This is a genomic window from Variovorax sp. V15, assembly GCF_041154425.1.
Classification (GTDB): domain Bacteria; phylum Pseudomonadota; class Gammaproteobacteria; order Burkholderiales; family Burkholderiaceae_C; genus Variovorax; species Variovorax guangxiensis.
On record NZ_AP028659.1, the window covers coordinates 6,420,442 to 6,438,072 of the forward strand.

Annotated in this window: 21 protein-coding genes; 15 read left to right on the forward strand and 6 right to left on the reverse strand. The window is 68.7% G+C overall.

Going from position 1 to position 17,631, the window contains the following annotated elements:
- Positions 1-29: 29 nt before the first annotated feature.
- The gene (locus ACAM57_RS30345) at positions 30-1,241 is read right to left on the reverse strand and encodes a M20 aminoacylase family protein (protein ID WP_369660006.1); all 1,212 of its coding nucleotides are present in this window, start codon (positions 1,239-1,241) and stop codon (positions 30-32) included.
- 38 nt (positions 1,242-1,279) lie between these two features.
- Positions 1,280-2,599, reverse strand: coding sequence for an MFS transporter (locus ACAM57_RS30350; RefSeq protein WP_369660007.1), 1,320 nt, complete (start codon positions 2,597-2,599; stop codon positions 1,280-1,282).
- 201 nt (positions 2,600-2,800) lie between these two features.
- On the opposite strand from ACAM57_RS30350, the gene ACAM57_RS30355 reads away from it, so the two are divergent.
- The gene (locus tag ACAM57_RS30355; protein WP_184640384.1) at positions 2,801-3,745 is read left to right on the forward strand and encodes a LysR family transcriptional regulator; all 945 of its coding nucleotides are present in this window, start codon (positions 2,801-2,803) and stop codon (positions 3,743-3,745) included.
- Here ACAM57_RS30355 and ACAM57_RS30360 read toward each other — a convergent pair.
- Positions 3,742-4,167 carry a glycerate kinase gene (locus tag ACAM57_RS30360; protein ID WP_184640386.1) on the reverse strand — a complete coding sequence of 142 codons (426 nt, stop codon included), beginning with the start codon at positions 4,165-4,167 and terminating at the stop codon, positions 3,742-3,744. The two genes, ACAM57_RS30355 and ACAM57_RS30360, sit on opposite strands and share 4 nt — an antisense overlap.
- Before the next feature lie 35 nt (positions 4,168-4,202).
- Positions 4,203-4,571, reverse strand: a complete 369-nt coding sequence (locus ACAM57_RS30365) for a VOC family protein (RefSeq protein WP_369660008.1) — start codon at positions 4,569-4,571, stop codon at positions 4,203-4,205.
- A 184-nt stretch (positions 4,572-4,755) separates the two neighbouring features.
- Between ACAM57_RS30365 and ACAM57_RS30370 the strand changes: the two genes are divergently transcribed.
- A complete protein-coding gene (locus ACAM57_RS30370) occupies positions 4,756-5,211 on the forward strand; it encodes a hypothetical protein (protein WP_369660009.1) in 456 nt (151 codons plus the stop codon).
- A gap of 52 nt (positions 5,212-5,263) precedes the next feature.
- Here the strand turns inward: ACAM57_RS30370 and radA are convergent, their stop codons facing one another.
- Complete coding sequence (gene radA, locus ACAM57_RS30375; protein WP_126022430.1) at positions 5,264-6,655, reverse strand: DNA repair protein RadA; 1,392 nt, start codon at positions 6,653-6,655, stop codon at positions 5,264-5,266.
- Between the two features lie 35 nt (positions 6,656-6,690).
- Positions 6,691-7,701 (reverse strand): Bug family tripartite tricarboxylate transporter substrate binding protein, encoded by a 1,011-nt coding sequence (locus ACAM57_RS30380; protein ID WP_369660010.1) that lies wholly within the window; start codon positions 7,699-7,701, stop codon positions 6,691-6,693.
- A 105-nt stretch (positions 7,702-7,806) separates the two neighbouring features.
- Here ACAM57_RS30380 and ACAM57_RS30385 point away from each other — a divergent pair, with 105 nt between their 5' ends.
- The 13 genes from ACAM57_RS30385 to ACAM57_RS30445 all read left to right on the forward strand — a co-directional run bounded on the left by ACAM57_RS30385 (position 7,807) and on the right by ACAM57_RS30445 (position 17,609).
- Positions 7,807-8,319 carry a MarR family winged helix-turn-helix transcriptional regulator gene (locus ACAM57_RS30385; protein ID WP_369660011.1) on the forward strand — a complete coding sequence of 171 codons (513 nt, stop codon included), beginning with the start codon at positions 7,807-7,809 and terminating at the stop codon, positions 8,317-8,319.
- Positions 8,320-8,435: 116 nt separating this feature from the next.
- On the forward strand, positions 8,436-8,873 hold the full coding sequence (gene hpaR / locus ACAM57_RS30390; RefSeq protein ID WP_369660012.1) for a homoprotocatechuate degradation operon regulator HpaR: 438 nt from the start codon (positions 8,436-8,438) through the stop codon (positions 8,871-8,873).
- Positions 8,870-9,508 carry a fumarylacetoacetate hydrolase family protein gene (locus tag ACAM57_RS30395; RefSeq protein WP_369660013.1) on the forward strand — a complete coding sequence of 213 codons (639 nt, stop codon included), beginning with the start codon at positions 8,870-8,872 and terminating at the stop codon, positions 9,506-9,508. The genes hpaR and ACAM57_RS30395 overlap by 4 nt, the downstream gene beginning before the upstream one ends.
- Positions 9,505-10,275 (forward strand): fumarylacetoacetate hydrolase family protein, encoded by a 771-nt coding sequence (locus ACAM57_RS30400; RefSeq protein ID WP_369660014.1) that lies wholly within the window; start codon positions 9,505-9,507, stop codon positions 10,273-10,275. Before ACAM57_RS30395 ends, ACAM57_RS30400 begins: the two co-directional genes overlap by 4 nt.
- Positions 10,276-10,344: 69 nt before the next feature.
- Positions 10,345-11,325, forward strand: a complete 981-nt coding sequence (locus ACAM57_RS30405) for a tripartite tricarboxylate transporter substrate binding protein (protein WP_184640398.1) — start codon at positions 10,345-10,347, stop codon at positions 11,323-11,325.
- 29 nt (positions 11,326-11,354) lie between these two features.
- Positions 11,355-12,821 carry a 5-carboxymethyl-2-hydroxymuconate semialdehyde dehydrogenase gene (gene hpaE, locus ACAM57_RS30410; protein ID WP_369660015.1) on the forward strand — a complete coding sequence of 489 codons (1,467 nt, stop codon included), beginning with the start codon at positions 11,355-11,357 and terminating at the stop codon, positions 12,819-12,821.
- Between the two features lie 74 nt (positions 12,822-12,895).
- Complete coding sequence (locus ACAM57_RS30415) at positions 12,896-13,864, forward strand: tripartite tricarboxylate transporter substrate binding protein (protein ID WP_369662498.1); 969 nt, start codon at positions 12,896-12,898, stop codon at positions 13,862-13,864.
- Between the two features lie 3 nt (positions 13,865-13,867).
- Positions 13,868-14,203: an aromatic ring-opening dioxygenase subunit LigA gene (locus ACAM57_RS30420; RefSeq protein ID WP_184640402.1), complete on the forward strand. Its 336-nt coding sequence runs from the start codon at positions 13,868-13,870 to the stop codon at positions 14,201-14,203.
- Entirely contained in the window at positions 14,200-15,027 is an 828-nt protein-coding gene (locus tag ACAM57_RS30425) for an extradiol ring-cleavage dioxygenase (protein WP_369660016.1), read from the forward strand. Before ACAM57_RS30420 ends, ACAM57_RS30425 begins: the two co-directional genes overlap by 4 nt.
- A 13-nt stretch (positions 15,028-15,040) precedes the next feature.
- Positions 15,041-15,448, forward strand: a complete 408-nt coding sequence (locus ACAM57_RS30430; protein WP_369660017.1) for a 5-carboxymethyl-2-hydroxymuconate Delta-isomerase — start codon at positions 15,041-15,043, stop codon at positions 15,446-15,448.
- A gap of 27 nt (positions 15,449-15,475) precedes the next feature.
- A complete protein-coding gene (hpaH, locus tag ACAM57_RS30435; protein ID WP_369660018.1) occupies positions 15,476-16,279 on the forward strand; it encodes a 2-oxo-hept-4-ene-1,7-dioate hydratase in 804 nt (267 codons plus the stop codon).
- 12 nt (positions 16,280-16,291) lie between these two features.
- On the forward strand, positions 16,292-17,113 hold the full coding sequence (gene hpaI, locus ACAM57_RS30440; protein WP_369660019.1) for a 4-hydroxy-2-oxoheptanedioate aldolase: 822 nt from the start codon (positions 16,292-16,294) through the stop codon (positions 17,111-17,113).
- 25 nt (positions 17,114-17,138) lie between these two features.
- A complete protein-coding gene (locus tag ACAM57_RS30445) occupies positions 17,139-17,609 on the forward strand; it encodes a nuclear transport factor 2 family protein (protein WP_184640412.1) in 471 nt (156 codons plus the stop codon).
- The last annotated feature ends 22 nt before the right edge of the window (positions 17,610-17,631 follow it).

The following is a 17,631-nucleotide window of genomic DNA, read 5'->3' on the forward strand; positions in this document are numbered from 1 at the left end:
GCCCACTCCCGCATTCCAGCAGCTTGCGATCAGGCCACCAGATAGGTCTGCGCCAGCCGCACCCAACAGGCGGCCCCAAGCGGCAGCACTTCGTCGTTGAAGTCGTAGCCGGGGTTGTGGACCATGCAGCCGCCGAATTCGCCCTCGCCGTTGCCCAGCAGCAGGTAGCAGCCCGGCAGTTCGGAGAGCATCCAGGCGAAGTCCTCGCTGCCCGAGAAGCCCTTGGGCGCCTGCCTGACGACGTTCTCCTCGCCCACCAGCTCGGCGCACACCTGCGCCGCCAGCTCGGTCTCGGCGGCGGTGTTGACCACTGGCGGCACGAGCTGGCGATAGTCGATCTCGGCTTCCACGCCGTGCGCCTGCGCGGTGAGGTTCACGATCTCGCGGATGCGCTGCTCGACCAGCGCGCGCGTCTCGGGCCGCGCCGCGCGCACGTTCAGGCCCAGCGACACCGACTGCGGGATCACGTTGTGCGTGGCGCCGCCGCGGATGAAGCCGACCGACACCACCGCCGTGTCGTCCGGCGCCACGTTGCGCGCCACCACCGTCTGCAGGGCCGTCACCACCGCCGCGGCTGCCGCGACCGGATCGCGCGCGCGGTGCGGCATGGCGCCGTGCCCGCCCACGCCCTTGATGGTGACGTCGGCCACGTCGGACGACAGCGTGACCGGGCCTTCGATCGCCATCATCGTGCCCACCGGCACGCCCGGCGCGTTGTGCAGCGCGTACACCGCATCGCAGGGGAAGCGCTCGAACAGGCCGTCCTCGATCATGGCGCGCGCGCCGCAGAGGTTCTCTTCGTCGGGCTGGAAGATCAGGTTCAGCGTGCCGTCGAAGTCGCGCGCCTTCGCCAGCGCCTTGGCGGCCGCCAGCAGGATGGCCGTGTGGCCGTCGTGCCCGCAGGCGTGCATCCGCCCCGCGTTGCGGCTCGCGTACGGCAGGCCGGTGGCCTCGGTGATGGGTAGCGCGTCCATGTCGGCGCGGATGCCCAGGCGGCGCGTGCCGCTGCCGAGCCTGAGCTGCGCCACGATGCCGGTGCGGCCGATGCCGGTGTGCACCTCGTAGCCCCAGCTGCGCAGCAGGTTCGCGACCAGCTCGCTGGTGGCGTTCACCTCGAAGCCGAGCTCGGGGTTGGCGTGGATCTGCCTGCGGATGTCGACGAAGGCCTGGGTGTCGACGTCGGCCTGCGGCAGCAGGCGCGACAGGAGCTTGGTGGTCTGGGGGCTGAGTTGGCGGGTCATCTGAGAAATCTGTTCCTTTCGTCGTCTGCGGATGGCGTTCAGGCCGCCTTACGTTCGCGCAGGCTCAGCAGCGCGCCGAGGCTCAGCACGCCGCAGACCATCATGTAGAAAGCAGGCGACATCGGGTTGCCGGTCTTCGCGAGCAGCCAGGTCACGATGAACTGCGAGGAACCGCCGAACACCGTCACGCCCACGCTGTAGATCACCGAGATGCCGCTGGCGCGCACGCCGGCCGGCAGCATCTCCAGCAGCATCAGGAACATGGGCGTGGTGCCGATGTTCACGCTCGCGGTGAGCAGCGCCGACAGCGCCAGCACCAGCGGCACGCTCGGGTACTGGCCGATGAGCCAGAACACCGGGCACACCGCGATCACGCTGAAGAGCAGCGAGCCGACCACCAGCGGCTTGCGGTTGGGCAGCCGGTCGGCCAGCCGGCCCGCCACCAGCGACACCGCGAACAGCGTGATGCCCGTGACGCAGCCCGACAGCAGCGACAGCGACGGCGGCATGTGCAGCACGCGGATCATGTAGGTGGGCATGAAGAACACCACGAGGTACATCGTGGCCGTGCCGGCGGTGGTGGCCAGGATGCCCTTGAGCACCAGTCCGCCGTGCTCGCGCAGCAGCCGGCCGATGGGACTGGACTCGTGGTTCTCGGCGACGTGTGTCTCTTCCAGGTGCGCGCGGATGTAGAGCCCGACCGGCGCGATCAGCAGCCCGAGCAGGAACGGCAGGCGCCAGCCCCAGCTCTCCAGCGAGGCCTGCGGCAACGCGGCATAGAGCGCGGCGCCGGTGAGCGCGCCCAGCAATGCCGAAACGCCCTGGCTCGCAAGCTGCCAGCTCACGCGAAAGCCCCGGCCCTTCACACCGCCCGCTTCCATCAGCATCGACGTGGCGGCCCCCACCTCGCCGCCGAGCGAGAAGCCCTGCAGCAGCCGGCCCAGCACGATCATCAGCGAGCCGAAGACGCCAGCCGACGCATAGGTGGGCGCGAAGGCGATGCACAGCGTGCCCAGCACCATGAGGCCGATGGTCAGCGTCATCGCCGCCTTGCGGCCCTTGCGGTCGGCGTAGTTGCCGATGATCACGCCGCCCAGCGGACGCATCACGAAGCCGATGCCGAAGGTGGCCACCGCCAGCAGCAGCGAGCCGTAGGGGCTGTCGGAGGGAAAGAACAGCTTGCCGATCAGCAGCGCGAAGAAGCTGTAGACGGTGAAGTCGTACATCTCCAGCGCATTGCCCAGCGAACAGGCTGCGATCAGGCGGAACTGGCTCTGCTTCTTTCCCTTGCCGTGCTGCACCACGGCAGCCGGTGAAGAGGCCCCGATCGGGCTTGCGGGCAATGCGGCTTCGCTCATCTAATGTCACTCCACGTACAGGTTGCGAGGGGGCGTGCATCGACTGCGGGCCCGTTCGCGGCGGAGTATTCAGGCAAAGCGCTGCGGCGAAGAATCACAAATTTTCATGCTGATAACCAAACGGCATCCCCGTCATAAACAGGCGCCGGAGGCCATCGGGACAACCCCCAAGAGGCCTCTTTCCGGGAGCGGCGCACCACGATGAAGCTGCAACAGTTGCGCGTACTGCTGGCCGTGGCGCAGCACGGCAGCATCCACGAGGCCTCGCGCAGCCTGCACACCACCCAGCCCGCGCTGTCGAAGACCATCTCGGAGCTGGAGCGCGAACTCGGCGTGACGCTGATGTCGCGCTCCACGCGCGGCGTGAGCCTCACGGCCTACGGCACGGCGCTGGTCAAGCGCGCGAGCGTGGTCGAGCAGGAGCTGCGCCACGCGCTGGAAGACATCGAGGCGATACGCGGGCACGACGAGGCGCAGCTCAACATCGGCTTCACCGCCGTGGCATCGAGCGGGCCGCTGCCCGATGCGATGGCGTCTTTCCGCAGGCGCTTTCCCAACGTGGCGCTGCGCGGCTTCGAGCTGCGGCCGCAGCAGATCTTCGAGGGCTTGCGCGAAGGCCGGCTCGACCTGGGGATGGTCTCCACCTGCAACGGGCCGGGAACCAACGCATTCCAGTGGGAGCCGCTGTTCTCGGTGGCCATGCACCTGTCGGTGCGCACCGGCCATCCGCTTAGGCGTGTGCGCAGGCTGCAGCCGCTGGTGGACGCCGACTGGCTCGTGCTCGACCCCATCGACGACGCGGGCAGCCCGCTGGTGAGCATGATGAACATGCACGGACTGGAGATGCCCAGGCGCATGGTGCACAGCGCCTCGAACCTGCTGGGCCTGCAGCTGGCCACGCAGACCGACCTGATCAGCATGTGGTCGGACTTCGTGTTCCACGGCGCGGGGCCGCTGCGGCTGCAGCCCCATCTGCTGGAGAAGCTGCCGATCACCGACGAACTGCCGGACTTCGACGTGTTCCTGGTCTACCGCTCGGCCGACCTGATGACGCACGCATGCGCCGAATTCGCGAAGGAGGCGCGCCACCAGGCGAAAGCCAATCCGCCGTGGCGGCAGCCCCGGCGCAAGGGGAGTGCGTCCTAGGCTGCGCTGTCTTCGTCGGCCGGCGTCTCGGGCCGCGTCATCGTCCAGCTCTGCAGCTTGCCGCCGTTGAACACGGTATCGACATACGAGCCGCCGCCGTCGGTCCAGCGGTAGTGCTCGGGCTGCTCGTCCTTGGGCGAGCGCAGTTCGCCGAGGGCGCGCGTCATCGCGATCACATGCATCAGCGTCACGCCCGGCTTGAGCTTGGCGTTGAGCATCACCGCGCTGGCCACGTAGCCCACCGGCCGCTCGGCCGCGCGCTTGAGCACCTGCATGGCGCGGTTGAAGTGCAGCAGCAGGAACATCACGATCGCGCCACCGGCCAGGGCGACACCGCCCCATCCGCCAGCGCGCCAGGCCAGCGCCATGACGACGATGGCGCCCACGGGCAGCAGAAAGTTCTTGAAATTCATGGCGTGCATTGTCGCCGCCCGGCACATCGCGGCCGGCAAAGACCTCAGGCCGGGCCGCGCAGGCCGATGCAGTTGCCCCAGGGGTCGCGCACCTGGCACATGTACTGCACGCCCTGCGCGTCGTCCAGCCGTAGCGGCCCCCGGTACAGCACAGCACCGGCCGATTCGAAGCGGCGCAGCGCGGCATCGAAACGGTCGACGCTCCAGTACACGACCGAGCCCGAAGCGCCCGAACCGACCTTCCCGTCGCTCGGCACGATCTCGAGCAGGACCCCTTGCACCGACAGGCATTCGAACACCGGCGTCCCGATGCGGACGCGAACGGCCTCGCCCCCGAATGCCGCTTCGTACCAGCGCAGCGCCGCCTCCACGTCAGCGACATGGACCATGACGGCGGCAATCGGGAACGGCATCGGCTTCATTCGGCGAACGGTTGGTAGGGGCGTGATTGTGCCGGCCCATCCGCAGCGATCGCGGTAGCGGCCGTGGCTACCGCCGGGCGCGCAAGGCGGTACTCGCAGCGAAAGGCACGTACGGCGGCGGCGAGAGGCGGCACATTTCGCCGCACGGGCATCCGCCCGGGCCACCGAAAAGCGTATGACCATCCCGCGCTCCGTCACATTCGTTCGTCTCACCCTCGCCGCCACGCTCACGGCCGCCGCGCTCAGCGGCTGCTACGTCGTGCCGCTCGGGCAACCCGCTCCCTCGGCGCCGCCTTCGCAGGCTTACGCCGTCGCGCCGGGCCCGGTCGCACAGACCTTCAACGCGCGGCTGTACCCGTCGAATGCCGAGGCCTCGCGCTACGGCGTCGTCGCCGGCACCGTGACCAACGACATGAACGGCCGCGGCCACTTCAACGCACAGATCGGCGGAGAACAGTTCCAGGGAGAGGCAACCCGGGTCGCCGGCTCGCGTGCCAACGGCGTGGCGAACGCCACGGGCAGCCGCGGCGGCAACCTGAGTTGCCAGTATTCGATGAACTCGGCCACGCTGGGTAGCGGCCAATGCGTGCTCAACAGCGGACCGGCGTTCACGATGCACATCGGGGGATAGGGAGGGTAGGCCCGGCGCGACAGCGTGCGCGCCGGGTCATTTTTTCCCGGTTTCAGTCGAGGCGGCGGACGACGTCCATCGCCTCCTCGATGCGGTCCACCGCGTGGATCGTCAGCCCTTCGATTTCCTTCGCGCCCTTCTTGGGCGCGTTCGCCTTCGGCACCACCGCCACGCTGAAGCCCAGCTTGGCGGCCTCGCGCAGGCGCTCCTGCCCGCGCGGCGCGGGGCGCACCTCGCCGGCCAGGCCCACTTCGCCGAAGGCGATGAAGCCCTTGGGCATGGGCTTGCCGCGCAGGCTGGAGGTGATGGCCAGCATCACGGCCAGGTCGGCCGCGGGCTCGCTGATGCGCACGCCGCCCACCGCGTTCACGAACACGTCCTGGTCCATGCATGCCACGCCGGCGTGGCGGTGCAGCACCGCCAGCAGCATCGCGAGGCGGTCGCGGTCCAGGCCCACCGAGAGGCGGCGCGGGCTCGGCCCGCCGTTGTCGACCAGCGCCTGGATTTCCACCAGCATCGGCCGCGTGCCTTCGAGCGTGACGAGCACCACGCTGCCAGGCACGGGCTCGGCATGCTGGCTCAGGAAGATCGCGCTCGGATTGGTCACGCCCTTCAGGCCGCGCTCGGTCATGGCGAACACGCCGATCTCGTTGACCGCGCCGAAGCGGTTCTTGATGGCGCGCACGAGGCGGAAGCTCGAATGCGTGTCGCCCTCGAAGTACAGCACCGTGTCGACCATGTGCTCCAGCACGCGCGGACCGGCGAGCGCGCCCTCCTTCGTGACGTGGCCCACCAGCACCACCGCCGTGCCGCTGGTCTTGGCGAAGCGCGTGAGGTGCGCGGCGCATTCGCGCACCTGCGCCACCGAGCCCGGGGCCGAGGTGAGCTGGTCGGAGTAGACGGTCTGGATCGAGTCGATCACCGCGATGGCCGGGCGCGTGGCGTCGAGCGTGGCGATGATCTTCTCGAGCTGGATCTCCGCCAGCACCTGCACCTGCGAGTGGTCCAGGCCCAGCCGCCTGGAGCGCAGCGCCACCTGCGAGCCGCTTTCCTCGCCGGTGACGTAGAGCGCGTTCTGCCCGGCGTGCTGCAGCGCGTCGACCGCCTGCAGCAGCAGCGTCGACTTGCCGATGCCCGGGTCGCCGCCGATCAGCGTGACGCCGCCGGAGACGATGCCGCCGCCCAGCACGCGGTCGAGCTCGTCGATGCCGGTGGGCGTGCGCGCGACGTCGGTCGCCTCGATCTCCGAGAGCGTCGCGAGCTCCGATGCGCCCGCAAGCGACGCGAACTGTGTGCCGAAGCGGTTGTTGGCGGGCCCGCTGCCGGCGCCCGCGACCTGCTCGACGAGCGTGTTCCATGCGCCGCAGCTGGGGCATTTGCCCAGCCACTTCGGGCTGGTGCCGCCGCATTCGCTGCAGACGAAAAGTGATTTGTCCTTGGCCATCCTTCGAGTTTAGGTGGCCGGGCGATGCTGCTTCTTCAGTCGTTGGCCTGGAAGTTCACCGCCTTCATGATCGCCGCCCATCGCGCGGTGTCCTCGCGCATGGTCTTCAGCAGCGCCTCGGGGCCATCGCCGACCGGGTACATGCCGTTCTGCAGCAGCTGCTGGCGCACCTCGCGGGAATTCACCGCGCGCGTGAACTCGGCGCGCAGCTGGTCGACCACAGGCTTGGGCGTCTTCAGCGGCGCGTAGTAGGCGAACCAGGCGGTCGCCACCACGTCCTTCAGGCCGCTCTCCACGAAAGTGGGCAGGCTGGGCATCAGCGGCGAGCGCTTCTCGCCGCTGGTGGCGATGACCTTCACGCGGCCGGTGGGCAGCAGCTGCAGCGCGCCGCCGACGGTGTCGAAGTAGGCGGGAACGATGCCGCCCATCACGTCCTGGCGCGCCGGCGTGGAGCCGCGATAGGGCACGTGCACCATCGACAGCCCCGCCGATCGGTTGAGCATCTCGCCGAGAAAGTGCGAGGGCGTGCCCGCGCCGTACGACGCGAAGCTCACGCCGCCGGGCTGCTTTTTGGCCCAGGCGATGAATTCGGCGACCGTGTTGGCCGGCACGTCCTTGTGCACCACCAGCGCGAGCTCGAAGCGGGCCGCGTTGATGATCGGCTGGAAATCCTTGACCGGGTCGTAGGTCAGGTTCCTGTAGGCGCTCGGGAACATGGTCATCATGCTCGCGGTGCCCAGCAGCAGCGTGTGGCCGTCGGGCGCGGCGGTCTTCACCACGTCGACCGCGATGCGCCCCGCGGCGCCGGAACGGTTGTCCACGATGAGCGGGCCGAGCGACTCGCGCACTTCCTGCGCGATGGCGCGGGTGAGCACGTCCTGCGTGCCGCCGGCGGGCACGCCGATCAGCACGCGGATGGGGGTTCCCGGCGCGATTGCCGGCTGCGCCCGCACGGCCGTCGCCAGCGGCGCGAGGGCCATGCCGCCGAGCGCGGCCAGCATGCGGCGGCGCCTGTGAAGATGCAGGAACTGCGGGTCTGTCGTCATCTGTCTTGTCTCCGTTGCTTGCTGTCTGCGCAGCGCGATGGGTCGCGGCCACTGTAGAGCGCCGACAATTGGTTCATCTAATCAATCATTGCCCGGGCAAACCCTATGCCGATGCAAGCGCAGCCCCGCACGCTCGACGACCTGCTGCTCTACCGCACCAGTCGGCTGCTGTCGGTCGCGGGCAGCATGGTCATCCGGCTGTGCGAGGGGCGCTTCGGCATCACGCGGCGTGAATGGCGGCTCATCGCCACGCTTGCGGGGCACGGCGCGCTGGGCTCGTCGCAACTGGCGGAGCACGCGCAGCTCGACCGGGCACGTACGTCGCGCGCCGTGAGCTCGCTGGTCGAAAAGGATCTGATCTCGCGCGAGCAGCCCGCGGGCGACCGGCGCCATGTGCTCCTGCGACTGACCGCGCGAGGCACGAAGCTGCATTCGGAGCTTTATCCGCTGGTCTGCGCGATCAACACCGAACTGCTGGGTGCGCTGAAGACCGACGAAGTGGCGCTGCTCGACGACATGCTGCAGCGCCTGCATGCGCGCGGCGAGGCGATGGTGGCTGCCGCAGCCGACCTGCCCAAGGCCGACCGGCGCCGCCGTGAAGCACCCGCCGCGCGCTGAAGCGCATCGCACGGCGTATCCGTGCATACCCTAGGTTTGCGAATCGACCCGGCAATCGGCTAGGAAAGCCGCGACGATTCATTTAACATGTTAAGTAATTTCGGAAGAGACAAGCCTTGAGCACCACATTCACTCATCGCAACCTGCCGCGCCTGCTGCTGCAGGCACGCGAGGCCGTGATGGCCCACACGCGGCCCAGCCTGCGGGAGCACGCGCTGTCCGACCAGCAATGGCGCGTGCTGCGCGTGCTGGGCGAGCACGGCGCGGTCGACACCGGCCGCGTGGCGCGCGAGGCCTTCATCCTCGGGCCCAGCCTCACCGGCGTGCTCGCGCGCATGGAGCGCGACAACCTCATCACCCGCGCGCGCGATCCGGCCGACCAGCGCCGCACCGTGGTCGAGGCCACGCCGCACGGCATGAAGCTGGTGAAGCGGCTGGGCAGCAGCATCGAGGCCCACTACGACTGGATGGAACAGTCCCTCGGCAAGGCCAAGCTCGCGCAGCTCTACGGGCTGCTCGACGAACTCATCGCACTGGAGCAACCCTCGCCATGAGCAGCACTCCCCATTTCCTGCCCACGGGCACGGTGTACGGCACCCTGCTCAACTTCCGCGCGGAGGTGGAGGCACTCGCGCCGCAGATGATGCAACCGCCCTACAAGGCTCCGCCGAAGGCGCCCGTGCTCTACGTGAAGACGGCCAACACCTGGAGCCCGCACGGCAGCGCCATCACGGTGCCGGCCGGCGTACCCGAGGTCGAAGTCGGCGCAAGCATCGGCATGGTGATCGGCGCCGAGGGCGACGTCGAAGGCTTCGTGCTGATGAACGACCTGTCGATTCCCCACGCGAGCTTCTTCCGCCCGCCGGTCAAGTTCAAGTGCGTCGACGGCTTCCTCGGCATCGGCCCCGTGCTGCGCGACGCGCAGGAAGTGGCCGACCCCGCGAATTTCCGCGCCGAGGTGCGCATCAACGGCGAGCTCAGGCAGTCGCTCGACTTCTCGCAGCTCGTGCGCCCGGCGCAGCAGCTGCTCGCCGACGTCGGCGAATTCATGACGCTCGCGCACGGCGACGTGCTGATGCTCGGCTGCGGCGCCGGCCGTCCGCTGGCCCGCGCGGGCGACCGCATCGACATCTCCGCGCCGGGCTTCGAGACCCTGAGCAACACGCTGGTGAAGGAAGCCACGGCATGAAGCACGCACGCGTCATCTTCGAAGGCCGCGAGCACACCGGCACCAGCCACGAATTCGACGGCCGGCCCGACGCGGCCGTGCGGCTGGACGACGGCCGCGTCGTGCCGCAGGAGCAGCTCGTGTGGCTGCCGCCGCTTGCACCGACTGCGCGCCCGCGCACCATCCTCGCGCTGGGCCTCAACTACGCCGACCACGCCAAGGAACTCGAATTCAAGGCGCCCGAGGAGCCGCTGGTGTTCGTCAAGGGCCAGAGCGCGCTCATCGGCCATCGCCAGCACACGCGGCGCCCGGCCGGCGTGCAGTTCATGCACTACGAGTGCGAGCTCGCCATCGTGGTCGGCAAGACCGCGAGGAACGTGAAGCGCGACGACGCCTACGACTTCATCGGCGGCTACACCGTGGCCAACGACTACGCTATCCGCGACTACCTGGAGAACTGGTACCGCCCCAACCTGCGCGTGAAGAACCGCGACACCTGCACGCCGCTGGGCCCGTGGTTCGTGGACGCCGCCGACATCGCCGACCCGATGGCGCTCGCGCTGCGCACCACGGTGAACGGCACCGTCACGCAGGAAGGCAACACGCGCGACATGATCTTCGACGCGCCCTTCCTCATCGAGTACTTCAGCCGCTTCATGACGCTCTCGCCGGGCGACCTGATCCTCACCGGCACGCCCGACGGCGTGGTCGACTGCAAGCCGGGCGACGTGGTCGTCACCGAGATCGAAGGCATCGGCGCGCTGGTCAACACCATCGCGGCGGCCTGAGCCGGTGCGCCGTCGCAGCGCACCTTTTCCTTGCCATATCCAAAACCAGATCAGCGGAGACGACACGACATGATCACCGGCAGAAAGCTCCTCCAGTTCACCGCGGCCGCCCTGGCGCTGGCCGTCTCGGCCGCAGCCCTCGCGCAGACTGCCTACCCCGCCAAGCCCGTGCGCTGGGTGGTCGGCTACCCGGCCGGCGGCGGTACCGACTTCCTCGCGCGCACCGTGGGCGCGCAGGTCTCGCAGCAGATGGGCCAGCCGGTGCTGGTGGACAACCGCCCCGGCGCGGGCGCGATCATCGCGTCGGAGAACGTGGCCCGCTCGCCGGGCGACGGCTACACCGTGTTCTCCGCCGACAACGGCGTGCTGGTCTACAACCCCGCGCTCTACAGGAAGCTGCCCTACGACGCCGAGAAAGACTTCGCCCTCGTCGGCATGATGGGGCGCTCGCCGCTCATCATCACCGCCGCGCCCAACGCAGGCATCGCCGACGCGAAGGCGCTGCTGGCCGCGCTGAAGGCATCGCCGGGCAAGTACAGCATCGCGACGCCGGGCACCGGCAGCCCGCACCACCTCGCCTACGAACTGTTCCAGCGCGAAGCCGGCGTGTCGATGCTGCACGTGCCCTACAAGGGCGGCGCCCCGGCGCTGCAGGACCTGATGGGCGGCCAGGTCGCGCTGATGATGCTCGACCTGCCCAGCGGCGTGAGCGCGGTCAAGGCCGGCAAGGTGATCCCGCTGCTGGCCATGTCGGGCGAGCGTGTGCCGCAGCTGCCCAACGTTCCCACGGCCAAGGAGCTCGGCTTCGCCAACGTCGAGGCCTACACATGGCAGGGCCTCGTGACGCCCGCGGCCACGCCGAAGGAAGTGCAGGCGAAGCTGGGCAGCGAGCTGCAGAAGGCCATGGCCGACGCCAGCGTGAAGCAGAAGCTCTACGACGCCGGCTGGGAGGCACGCCCCGCCGATGCCACCGAAATGACGCGCTACACCGACTCGGAGCGCAAGAAATGGCACGCGCTCATCAAGGCGCGCGACATCAAACTGGACTGATTGAACCGGACCTTTTTGGACTTTTTTCCATGCAACAGATCGACCATCTCATCGGCGGCAAGTCCGTCAAGGGCTCGGACTACTTCGAGACCGTCAACCCCGCCACGCAGGAAGTGCTGGCCGAAGTCGCCTCGGGCGGCGAGGCCGAAGTCAACGCCGCCGTGGCTGCCGCCAAGGAAGCCTTTCCAAGGTGGGCCGGCATGCCCGCTCCCGAGCGCGCCAAGCTCATCCGCAAGCTCGGCGACCTGATCGCGAAGAACGTGCCCGAGATCGCGCAGACCGAGACCAACGACTGCGGCCAGGTCATCGCCCAGACCGGCAAGCAATTGGTGCCGCGCGCGGCCGACAACTTCTACTACTTCGCCGAGATGTGCACGCGCGTCGACGGCCACACCTACCCCACGCCCACGCACCTGAACTACACGCTGTTCCATCCGGTGGGCGTGTGCGCGCTCATCAGCCCGTGGAACGTGCCCTTCATGACGGCCACCTGGAAGGTCGCGCCCTGCCTGGCCTTCGGCAACACTGCAGTGCTGAAGATGAGCGAACTCTCGCCGCTGACGGCTGCGCGCCTGGGCGAACTGGCGCTGGAAGCCGGCATTCCGCCGGGCGTGCTGAACCTGGTGCACGGCTACGGCAAGGAAGCCGGCGAGCCGCTGGTGGCGCACCCCGACGTGCGCGCCATTTCGTTCACCGGCTCCACCGCCACCGGCAACCGCATCGTGAAGAGCGCGGGCCTCAAGAAGTTCAGCATGGAGCTCGGCGGCAAGAGCCCCTTCGTGATCTTCGAGGACGCCGACCTCGACCGCGCGCTCGACGCGGCCGTGTTCATGATCTTCAGCAACAACGGCGAGCGCTGCACCGCAGGCTCGCGCATCCTGGTGCAGCAGTCGATCTACGCCGACTTCGCCGCGAAGTTCGCCGAGCGCGCGAAGCGCATCACCGTGGGCGACCCGCTGGACGAGAAGACCATCGTCGGCCCGATGATCTCGCAGGCCCACCTGGCCAAGGTGCGCAGCTACATCGAGCTGGGCCCGAAGGAAGGCGCGACGCTGCTGTGCGGCGGGCTGGAAGCGCCCTCGAGCCTGCCCGAGCGCGTGAAGAAGGGCAACTACGTGGCGCCCACCGTTTTCGCCGACGTGGACAACCGCATGAAGATCGCGCAGGACGAGATCTTCGGCCCCGTCGCCTGCCTCATTCCGTTCAGGGACGAGGCCCACGCCATCGAACTGGCCAACGACATCCAGTACGGCCTCAGCAGCTACGTGTGGACCGAGAACATCGGCAAGGCGCACCGCGTGGCCGCCGCAGTAGAGGCCGGCATGTGCTTCGTCAACAGCCAGAACGTGCGCGACCTGCGCCAGCCATTCGGCGGCACCAAGGCCTCGGGCACCGGCCGCGAAGGCGGCACCTGGAGCTACGAAGTGTTCTGCGAGCCGAAGAACGTGGCGGTGTCGCTGGGCTCGCACCACATTCCGCACTGGGGCGTGGCGTGAGCCACGATCCGACAGTCGTGCAAGGGCGTGGCGTGAGCCACGATCCGACAGTCGTGCAAGGGCGTGGCGTGAGCATGCAACGCCGCGCGCTGCTGCAGGGCGCCGCCGCCCTGGCGGCCCTGCCCTCGCTCGCACGCGCGCAGGGCACCTGGCCTGCCAGGCCGATCCGCGTGATCGTGCCCTTCACGCCCGGCGGCACCACCGACTTCGTCGCGCGCCTCGTCGGCACGGAGCTGTCGAAGACGCTGGGCCAGTCGGTGATCGTCGAAAACAAGCCCGGCGCGGGCACGGTGATCGGCGTCGATGCCGCTGCCAAGGCAGCGCCCGACGGCTACACCTTCGTCTGCGTGGCCAACAGCTTCACGGCCAACCAGACGCTGATCCGCAAGCTGCCCTACGACACGCAGAAGGACCTGCGCCCGGTCGCGCTCATGGGCATGTCGGAGCACGTGCTCGCCACGCATCCGGGCAGCGGCCTGAAGACGCTGGCCGACCTGCGCGACGCCGCCAAGGCCAAGCCGGGCACGCTGAGCTTCGCATCCTTCGGCAACGGCACCTCGGCCCATCTCTCGGGCGAGATGCTCAGGCTGCAGATGGGGCTGGACATCGTGCACGTGCCCTACAAGGGCCAGGGCCCCGCGCTCACCGACCTGCTCGGCGGGCAGGTGACGATGATGTTCGGCAACTGGCCCGAGTTCCGCGGCCACATCCAGAGCGGCAAGCTCGTGGCGCTGGGCATGGCGACCGCGCAGCGCTCGCAGTACGCGAGCGCCATACCCACACTGGCCGAACAGGGCGTGCCCATCGAGTCCAATTCGTGGAACGGCCTGCTGGCGCCCGCCGGTACGCCCGACGCCATCGTGCAGCGCATGAACGCCGAGGTGAACCGCGCGCTCGCGAGCCCCGCGGTGACCGAGGCCTTCCAGAAGGGAGGCATCGCGTCGCTGTCGGGCACGCCCGAGCGCTTCGCGGCCTTCATCCAGAGCGAGATCGCGAAGTACGCCGAGGTGATCCGCAAGGCCAACATCCAGATCGAGGGCTGAACCATGAGCCTCTATGCGATGCAGAAATTCCTCTTCGCGCTCAACCGCGAGCCCGAGGTGCAGCGCCGCTATGCTGAAGGCGGCGAGACGCGCGCGGCGCTGCTGGGCGCCTACGACTTCACCGAGGAGGAACGCGAGGCCATCGACGCCGGCGACATCGGCAAGCTCTACGTGCTCGGCTGCAACGGGCAGCTGCTGATGCACTTCGCGCCGCTGCTGGGCATTCCGTGGGCCGACTACCTCGAAGCCATGCGCGAGGGCGTGCGCAAGTACGGTCCCGTGCGCGCCGGCATCTACGCAATGACGACAGGCACAGACGAAAAGGTGGCGGGCGTATGAGTCTCGTATTCGCAGGCGTGTGCAGCCACGCCCCCGGCATCACCGGCCGCGCGCACCTGGCCGACCCGGCCGTGAAGGACGAGTTCCACGCGCAGTTCCATCGTTTCGGCGAGGCGATGCGCGCGACCAAGCCCGACGCGGTGATCGTGATCGCCGCCGAGCACTTCGCGAACTTCTTCATGAACAACATGCCGGCCTATGCGATCGGCATGGCCGACAGCTACGAAGGCCCGATCGAAGACCCGAAGTGGCTGGGCATCGAGAAGCACCGCATTCCCGGCGACGCCGCGCTCTCGCAGCGGCTGATCCGCGAAGTGATGCAGACGGTGGACGTGGCCTACGCGGAGGAATGGAAGTTCGACCACGGCATCATGGTGCCGCTGAACTTCCTCACGCCGAAGTTCGACACCAAGGTCATCCCCGTGAACATCAACTGCCAAGGCCCGCCGCTCACACCGCTGCACCGCGCCTGGGCCTTCGGCGAGGCCTTGCGCCGCGCCTGCGACAAGGTGCCCGAGCGCATCGCGCTGGTGGGCACGGGCGGCATCTCGCACTGGCCGGCCACGCCCGATTCGGGCAAGGTCAACGCCGAGTGGGACGCCGAGTTCATGCGCCGCTGGTGCGCCAACGACCGCGACGCCCTGCTCTCGCAGGACGACTACGGCGACGAGGCCACCTACCGCGAGGCGGGCCAGGGCGGCTTCGAGATCCGCACCTTCATCAGCGTGGCAGCGGCCGCGCGCGGCAAGGGCGAGATCTTCCACATGAAGGCGATCCCGATCTTCGCGGTGACCTGCACGGCCGCCGTGATGTCCGTCGAATGAAAGAGCAAAGACGATGCCCCACCTGGTGATCCTCTACACGCCGAACATCGAGGCCGAGACCGACATGCAGGCCCTGTGCCGCTCGCTGGCCGACACCATGCTCGCGCAGCGCGACGAAGCGGACAAGCCGGTGTACCCCACCGGCGGCACGCGCGTGCTGGCCTACCCCGCCGCGCACTACGCGGTGGCCGACGGCGAGGCCGACTACGCCTTCGTGTACCTCAACCTGCGCATGGCCGCGGGGCGCTCGGAGGCCGTGAAGAAGAGGGCCGGCGACGACCTGCTGGCGGCCGTGCGCGCGCACTTCGCGCCGATCTTCGACAAGCGCCACATCGGCATCACCCTGCAGATCGACGAAAGCCCGGGGCAGGTGTACGACGGCAAGCACAGCAACCTGCATCCGCTGTTCAACAAGAGCTGAACGACGACAAGAGAAAAACGGACCCACATGCTCTCCCAAGCCACCATCGCCCAACTGGCCGCCGAGCTGCACGAAAGCGAGAAGTCGCGCGTGCAGGTCGAGCACTTCTCCAAGCGCTTTCCCGAGATGACCGTCGAGGACGGCTACGCCATCTCGCGCGAGTGGGTCAAGACCAAGATCGCCGAGGGCCGCACCGTCAAGGGCCACAAGATCGGCCTCACCTCGCGCGCCATGCAGCAGTCCAGCCAGATCGACGAGCCCGACTACGGCACGCTGCTGGACGACATGTTCTTCGAGCAGGGCGGCGACATCCCCTTCAACCGCTTCATCGCGCCGCGCATCGAGGTCGAGCTGGCCTTCATCCTCGGCAGGAAGCTGCAGGGCCCGAACGTGACCATGTTCGACGTGCTCGCCGCCACCGACTACGTGGTGCCCGCCATCGAGATCATCGACGCGCGCATCGAGCAGTTCGACCGCCACACCAAAGCGCCGCGCAAGGTGTTCGACACCATCTCCGACAACGCGGCCAACGCCGGCATCGTCATGGGCGGGCGCCCCGTGAAGCCCGACGCGGTGGACCTGCGCTGGGTGAGCGCGCTGCTGTTCAAGAACGGCGTGATCGAGGAATCGGGCGTGGCCGCCGCCGTGCTCAACCACCCGGCCACCGGCGTGGCCTGGCTCGCGAACAAGCTCGCGCCGTGGGACGAGTGCCTGGAGGCCGGCGAGGTGGTGCTGGGCGGCTCGTTCACGCGGCCCACGACGGCCGTGCCCGGCGACACCTTCCACGCCGACTACGGCCCGCTAGGCTCCATCTCGTTTCGCCTTGCCTGAAAGAAAACCGCCATGCACACACCCATCAACACCTTCAAGCAGGCCCTCGCGGCCGGCAAGCCCCAGATCGGCCTGTGGGTCGGGCTGGCCGACGGCTACGCGGCCGAGATCCTGGCCGGCACCGGCTACGACTGGCTGCTGGTCGACGGCGAGCACGCGCCCAACGACGTGCGCTCGGTGCTCGCGCAACTGCAGGGCATTTCCAGCGCATGGTCGGCGCAGGCCGAGGCCGACCGTTCGCACCCCATCGTGCGCATCCCGGTGGGCGACACCACGCTGATCAAGCAGTACCTCGACATCGGCGCGCAGACGCTGCTGGTGCCGATGGTCGATACCGCCGAGCAGGCCGCGCGGCTGGTGCAGGGCATGCGCTATCCGCCCGAAGGCATCCGCGGCATGGGCAGCGCGCTGGCGCGTGCCTCGCGCTGGCAGGCCTACCCCAACTACCTGCACGAAGCCAACGCGCAGACCTGCCTGCTGGTGCAGGCCGAGACGGTGGAGGCGATGAAGAACCTCGACGCCATCGCAGCCACGCCCGGCGTGGACGGCGTGTTCATCGGCCCGGCCGATCTGTCGGCCTCGATGGGCTTCGTGGGCCAGCCCAACCATCCCGAGGTGCAGGCGGTGATCGCCGACGCCATCGAGCGCATCCGCAAGGCCGGCAAGGCGCCGGGCATCCTCTCGACCACCGAGGAACAGGCGCGCAAGTGGCTCGCGGCCGGCGCACTGTTCGTGGCAGTGGGCGTGGACACGGTCGTGCTGGCGGCGGCAGCGAAGCAGCTGCTGGCGAAGTACAAGGCAGCGCCGGGCGCGGCCACACCCAACGGTTATTGATCTTCTTCACCCGGGAGCACTCGCCATGCAACGCACCACCCTCGCGGCCCTGGCCGCGGCAGCCACCCTGTTCCTCGCCGCCTGCGCGCCCATGGGCTCCGGCAGGCAGGACGCCACCGCCCAGCAGGAGGCCAACCGCCGTGCGGTGCTCGCCTTCTACGAGAAGGGCCTGAACCAGAAGGACGCCGACGCGGCGCTGCAGTACGTGGGCAACCGCTACGTGCAGCACAACCCGACGGCGGCCGACGGCCCCGAGGGCTTCCGCAAGTTCATCGCCTTCCTGCGCGAGAAGTTCCCGAATTCGCGCAGCGAGATCAAGCGCAGCTTCGTCGACGGCGACTACGTGATCCTGCACGTCAACGCGATTCGCGAGCCGGGCACGCGCGGCAGCGCCATCGTCGACATCTTCAAGCTCGAGAACGGGAAGATCGTCGAGCACTGGGACGTGGTGCAGCCGGTGCCAGAGACCGCCGCGAACAAGAACGGCATGTTCTGACCTCCTCCTGAAACCCAGCCAG

Excerpts from the sequence above, each read along its gene's own strand:
- ACAM57_RS30345 (WP_369660006.1), bottom strand. The coding sequence starts at position 1,241 with ATGACCCGCCAACTCAGCCCCCAGACCACCAAGCTCCTGTCGCGCCTG.
- ACAM57_RS30350 (WP_369660007.1), bottom strand. The coding sequence starts at position 2,599 with ATGAGCGAAGCCGCATTGCCCGCAAGCCCGATCGGGGCCTCTTCACCG.
- ACAM57_RS30355 (WP_184640384.1), top strand. The coding sequence starts at position 2,801 with ATGAAGCTGCAACAGTTGCGCGTACTGCTGGCCGTGGCGCAGCACGGC.
- ACAM57_RS30360 (WP_184640386.1), bottom strand. The coding sequence starts at position 4,167 with ATGCACGCCATGAATTTCAAGAACTTTCTGCTGCCCGTGGGCGCCATC.
- ACAM57_RS30365 (WP_369660008.1), bottom strand. The coding sequence starts at position 4,571 with ATGCCGTTCCCGATTGCCGCCGTCATGGTCCATGTCGCTGACGTGGAG.
- ACAM57_RS30370 (WP_369660009.1), top strand. The coding sequence starts at position 4,756 with ATGACCATCCCGCGCTCCGTCACATTCGTTCGTCTCACCCTCGCCGCC.
- radA (WP_126022430.1), bottom strand. The coding sequence starts at position 6,655 with ATGGCCAAGGACAAATCACTTTTCGTCTGCAGCGAATGCGGCGGCACC.
- ACAM57_RS30380 (WP_369660010.1), bottom strand. The coding sequence starts at position 7,701 with ATGACGACAGACCCGCAGTTCCTGCATCTTCACAGGCGCCGCCGCATG.
- ACAM57_RS30385 (WP_369660011.1), top strand. The coding sequence starts at position 7,807 with ATGCCGATGCAAGCGCAGCCCCGCACGCTCGACGACCTGCTGCTCTAC.
- ACAM57_RS30395 (WP_369660013.1), top strand. The coding sequence starts at position 8,870 with ATGAGCAGCACTCCCCATTTCCTGCCCACGGGCACGGTGTACGGCACC.
- ACAM57_RS30400 (WP_369660014.1), top strand. The coding sequence starts at position 9,505 with ATGAAGCACGCACGCGTCATCTTCGAAGGCCGCGAGCACACCGGCACC.
- ACAM57_RS30405 (WP_184640398.1), top strand. The coding sequence starts at position 10,345 with ATGATCACCGGCAGAAAGCTCCTCCAGTTCACCGCGGCCGCCCTGGCG.
- hpaE (WP_369660015.1), top strand. The coding sequence starts at position 11,355 with ATGCAACAGATCGACCATCTCATCGGCGGCAAGTCCGTCAAGGGCTCG.
- ACAM57_RS30415 (WP_369662498.1), top strand. The coding sequence starts at position 12,896 with ATGCAACGCCGCGCGCTGCTGCAGGGCGCCGCCGCCCTGGCGGCCCTG.
- ACAM57_RS30420 (WP_184640402.1), top strand. The coding sequence starts at position 13,868 with ATGAGCCTCTATGCGATGCAGAAATTCCTCTTCGCGCTCAACCGCGAG.
- ACAM57_RS30425 (WP_369660016.1), top strand. The coding sequence starts at position 14,200 with ATGAGTCTCGTATTCGCAGGCGTGTGCAGCCACGCCCCCGGCATCACC.
- ACAM57_RS30430 (WP_369660017.1), top strand. The coding sequence starts at position 15,041 with ATGCCCCACCTGGTGATCCTCTACACGCCGAACATCGAGGCCGAGACC.
- hpaH (WP_369660018.1), top strand. The coding sequence starts at position 15,476 with ATGCTCTCCCAAGCCACCATCGCCCAACTGGCCGCCGAGCTGCACGAA.
- hpaI (WP_369660019.1), top strand. The coding sequence starts at position 16,292 with ATGCACACACCCATCAACACCTTCAAGCAGGCCCTCGCGGCCGGCAAG.
- ACAM57_RS30445 (WP_184640412.1), top strand. The coding sequence starts at position 17,139 with ATGCAACGCACCACCCTCGCGGCCCTGGCCGCGGCAGCCACCCTGTTC.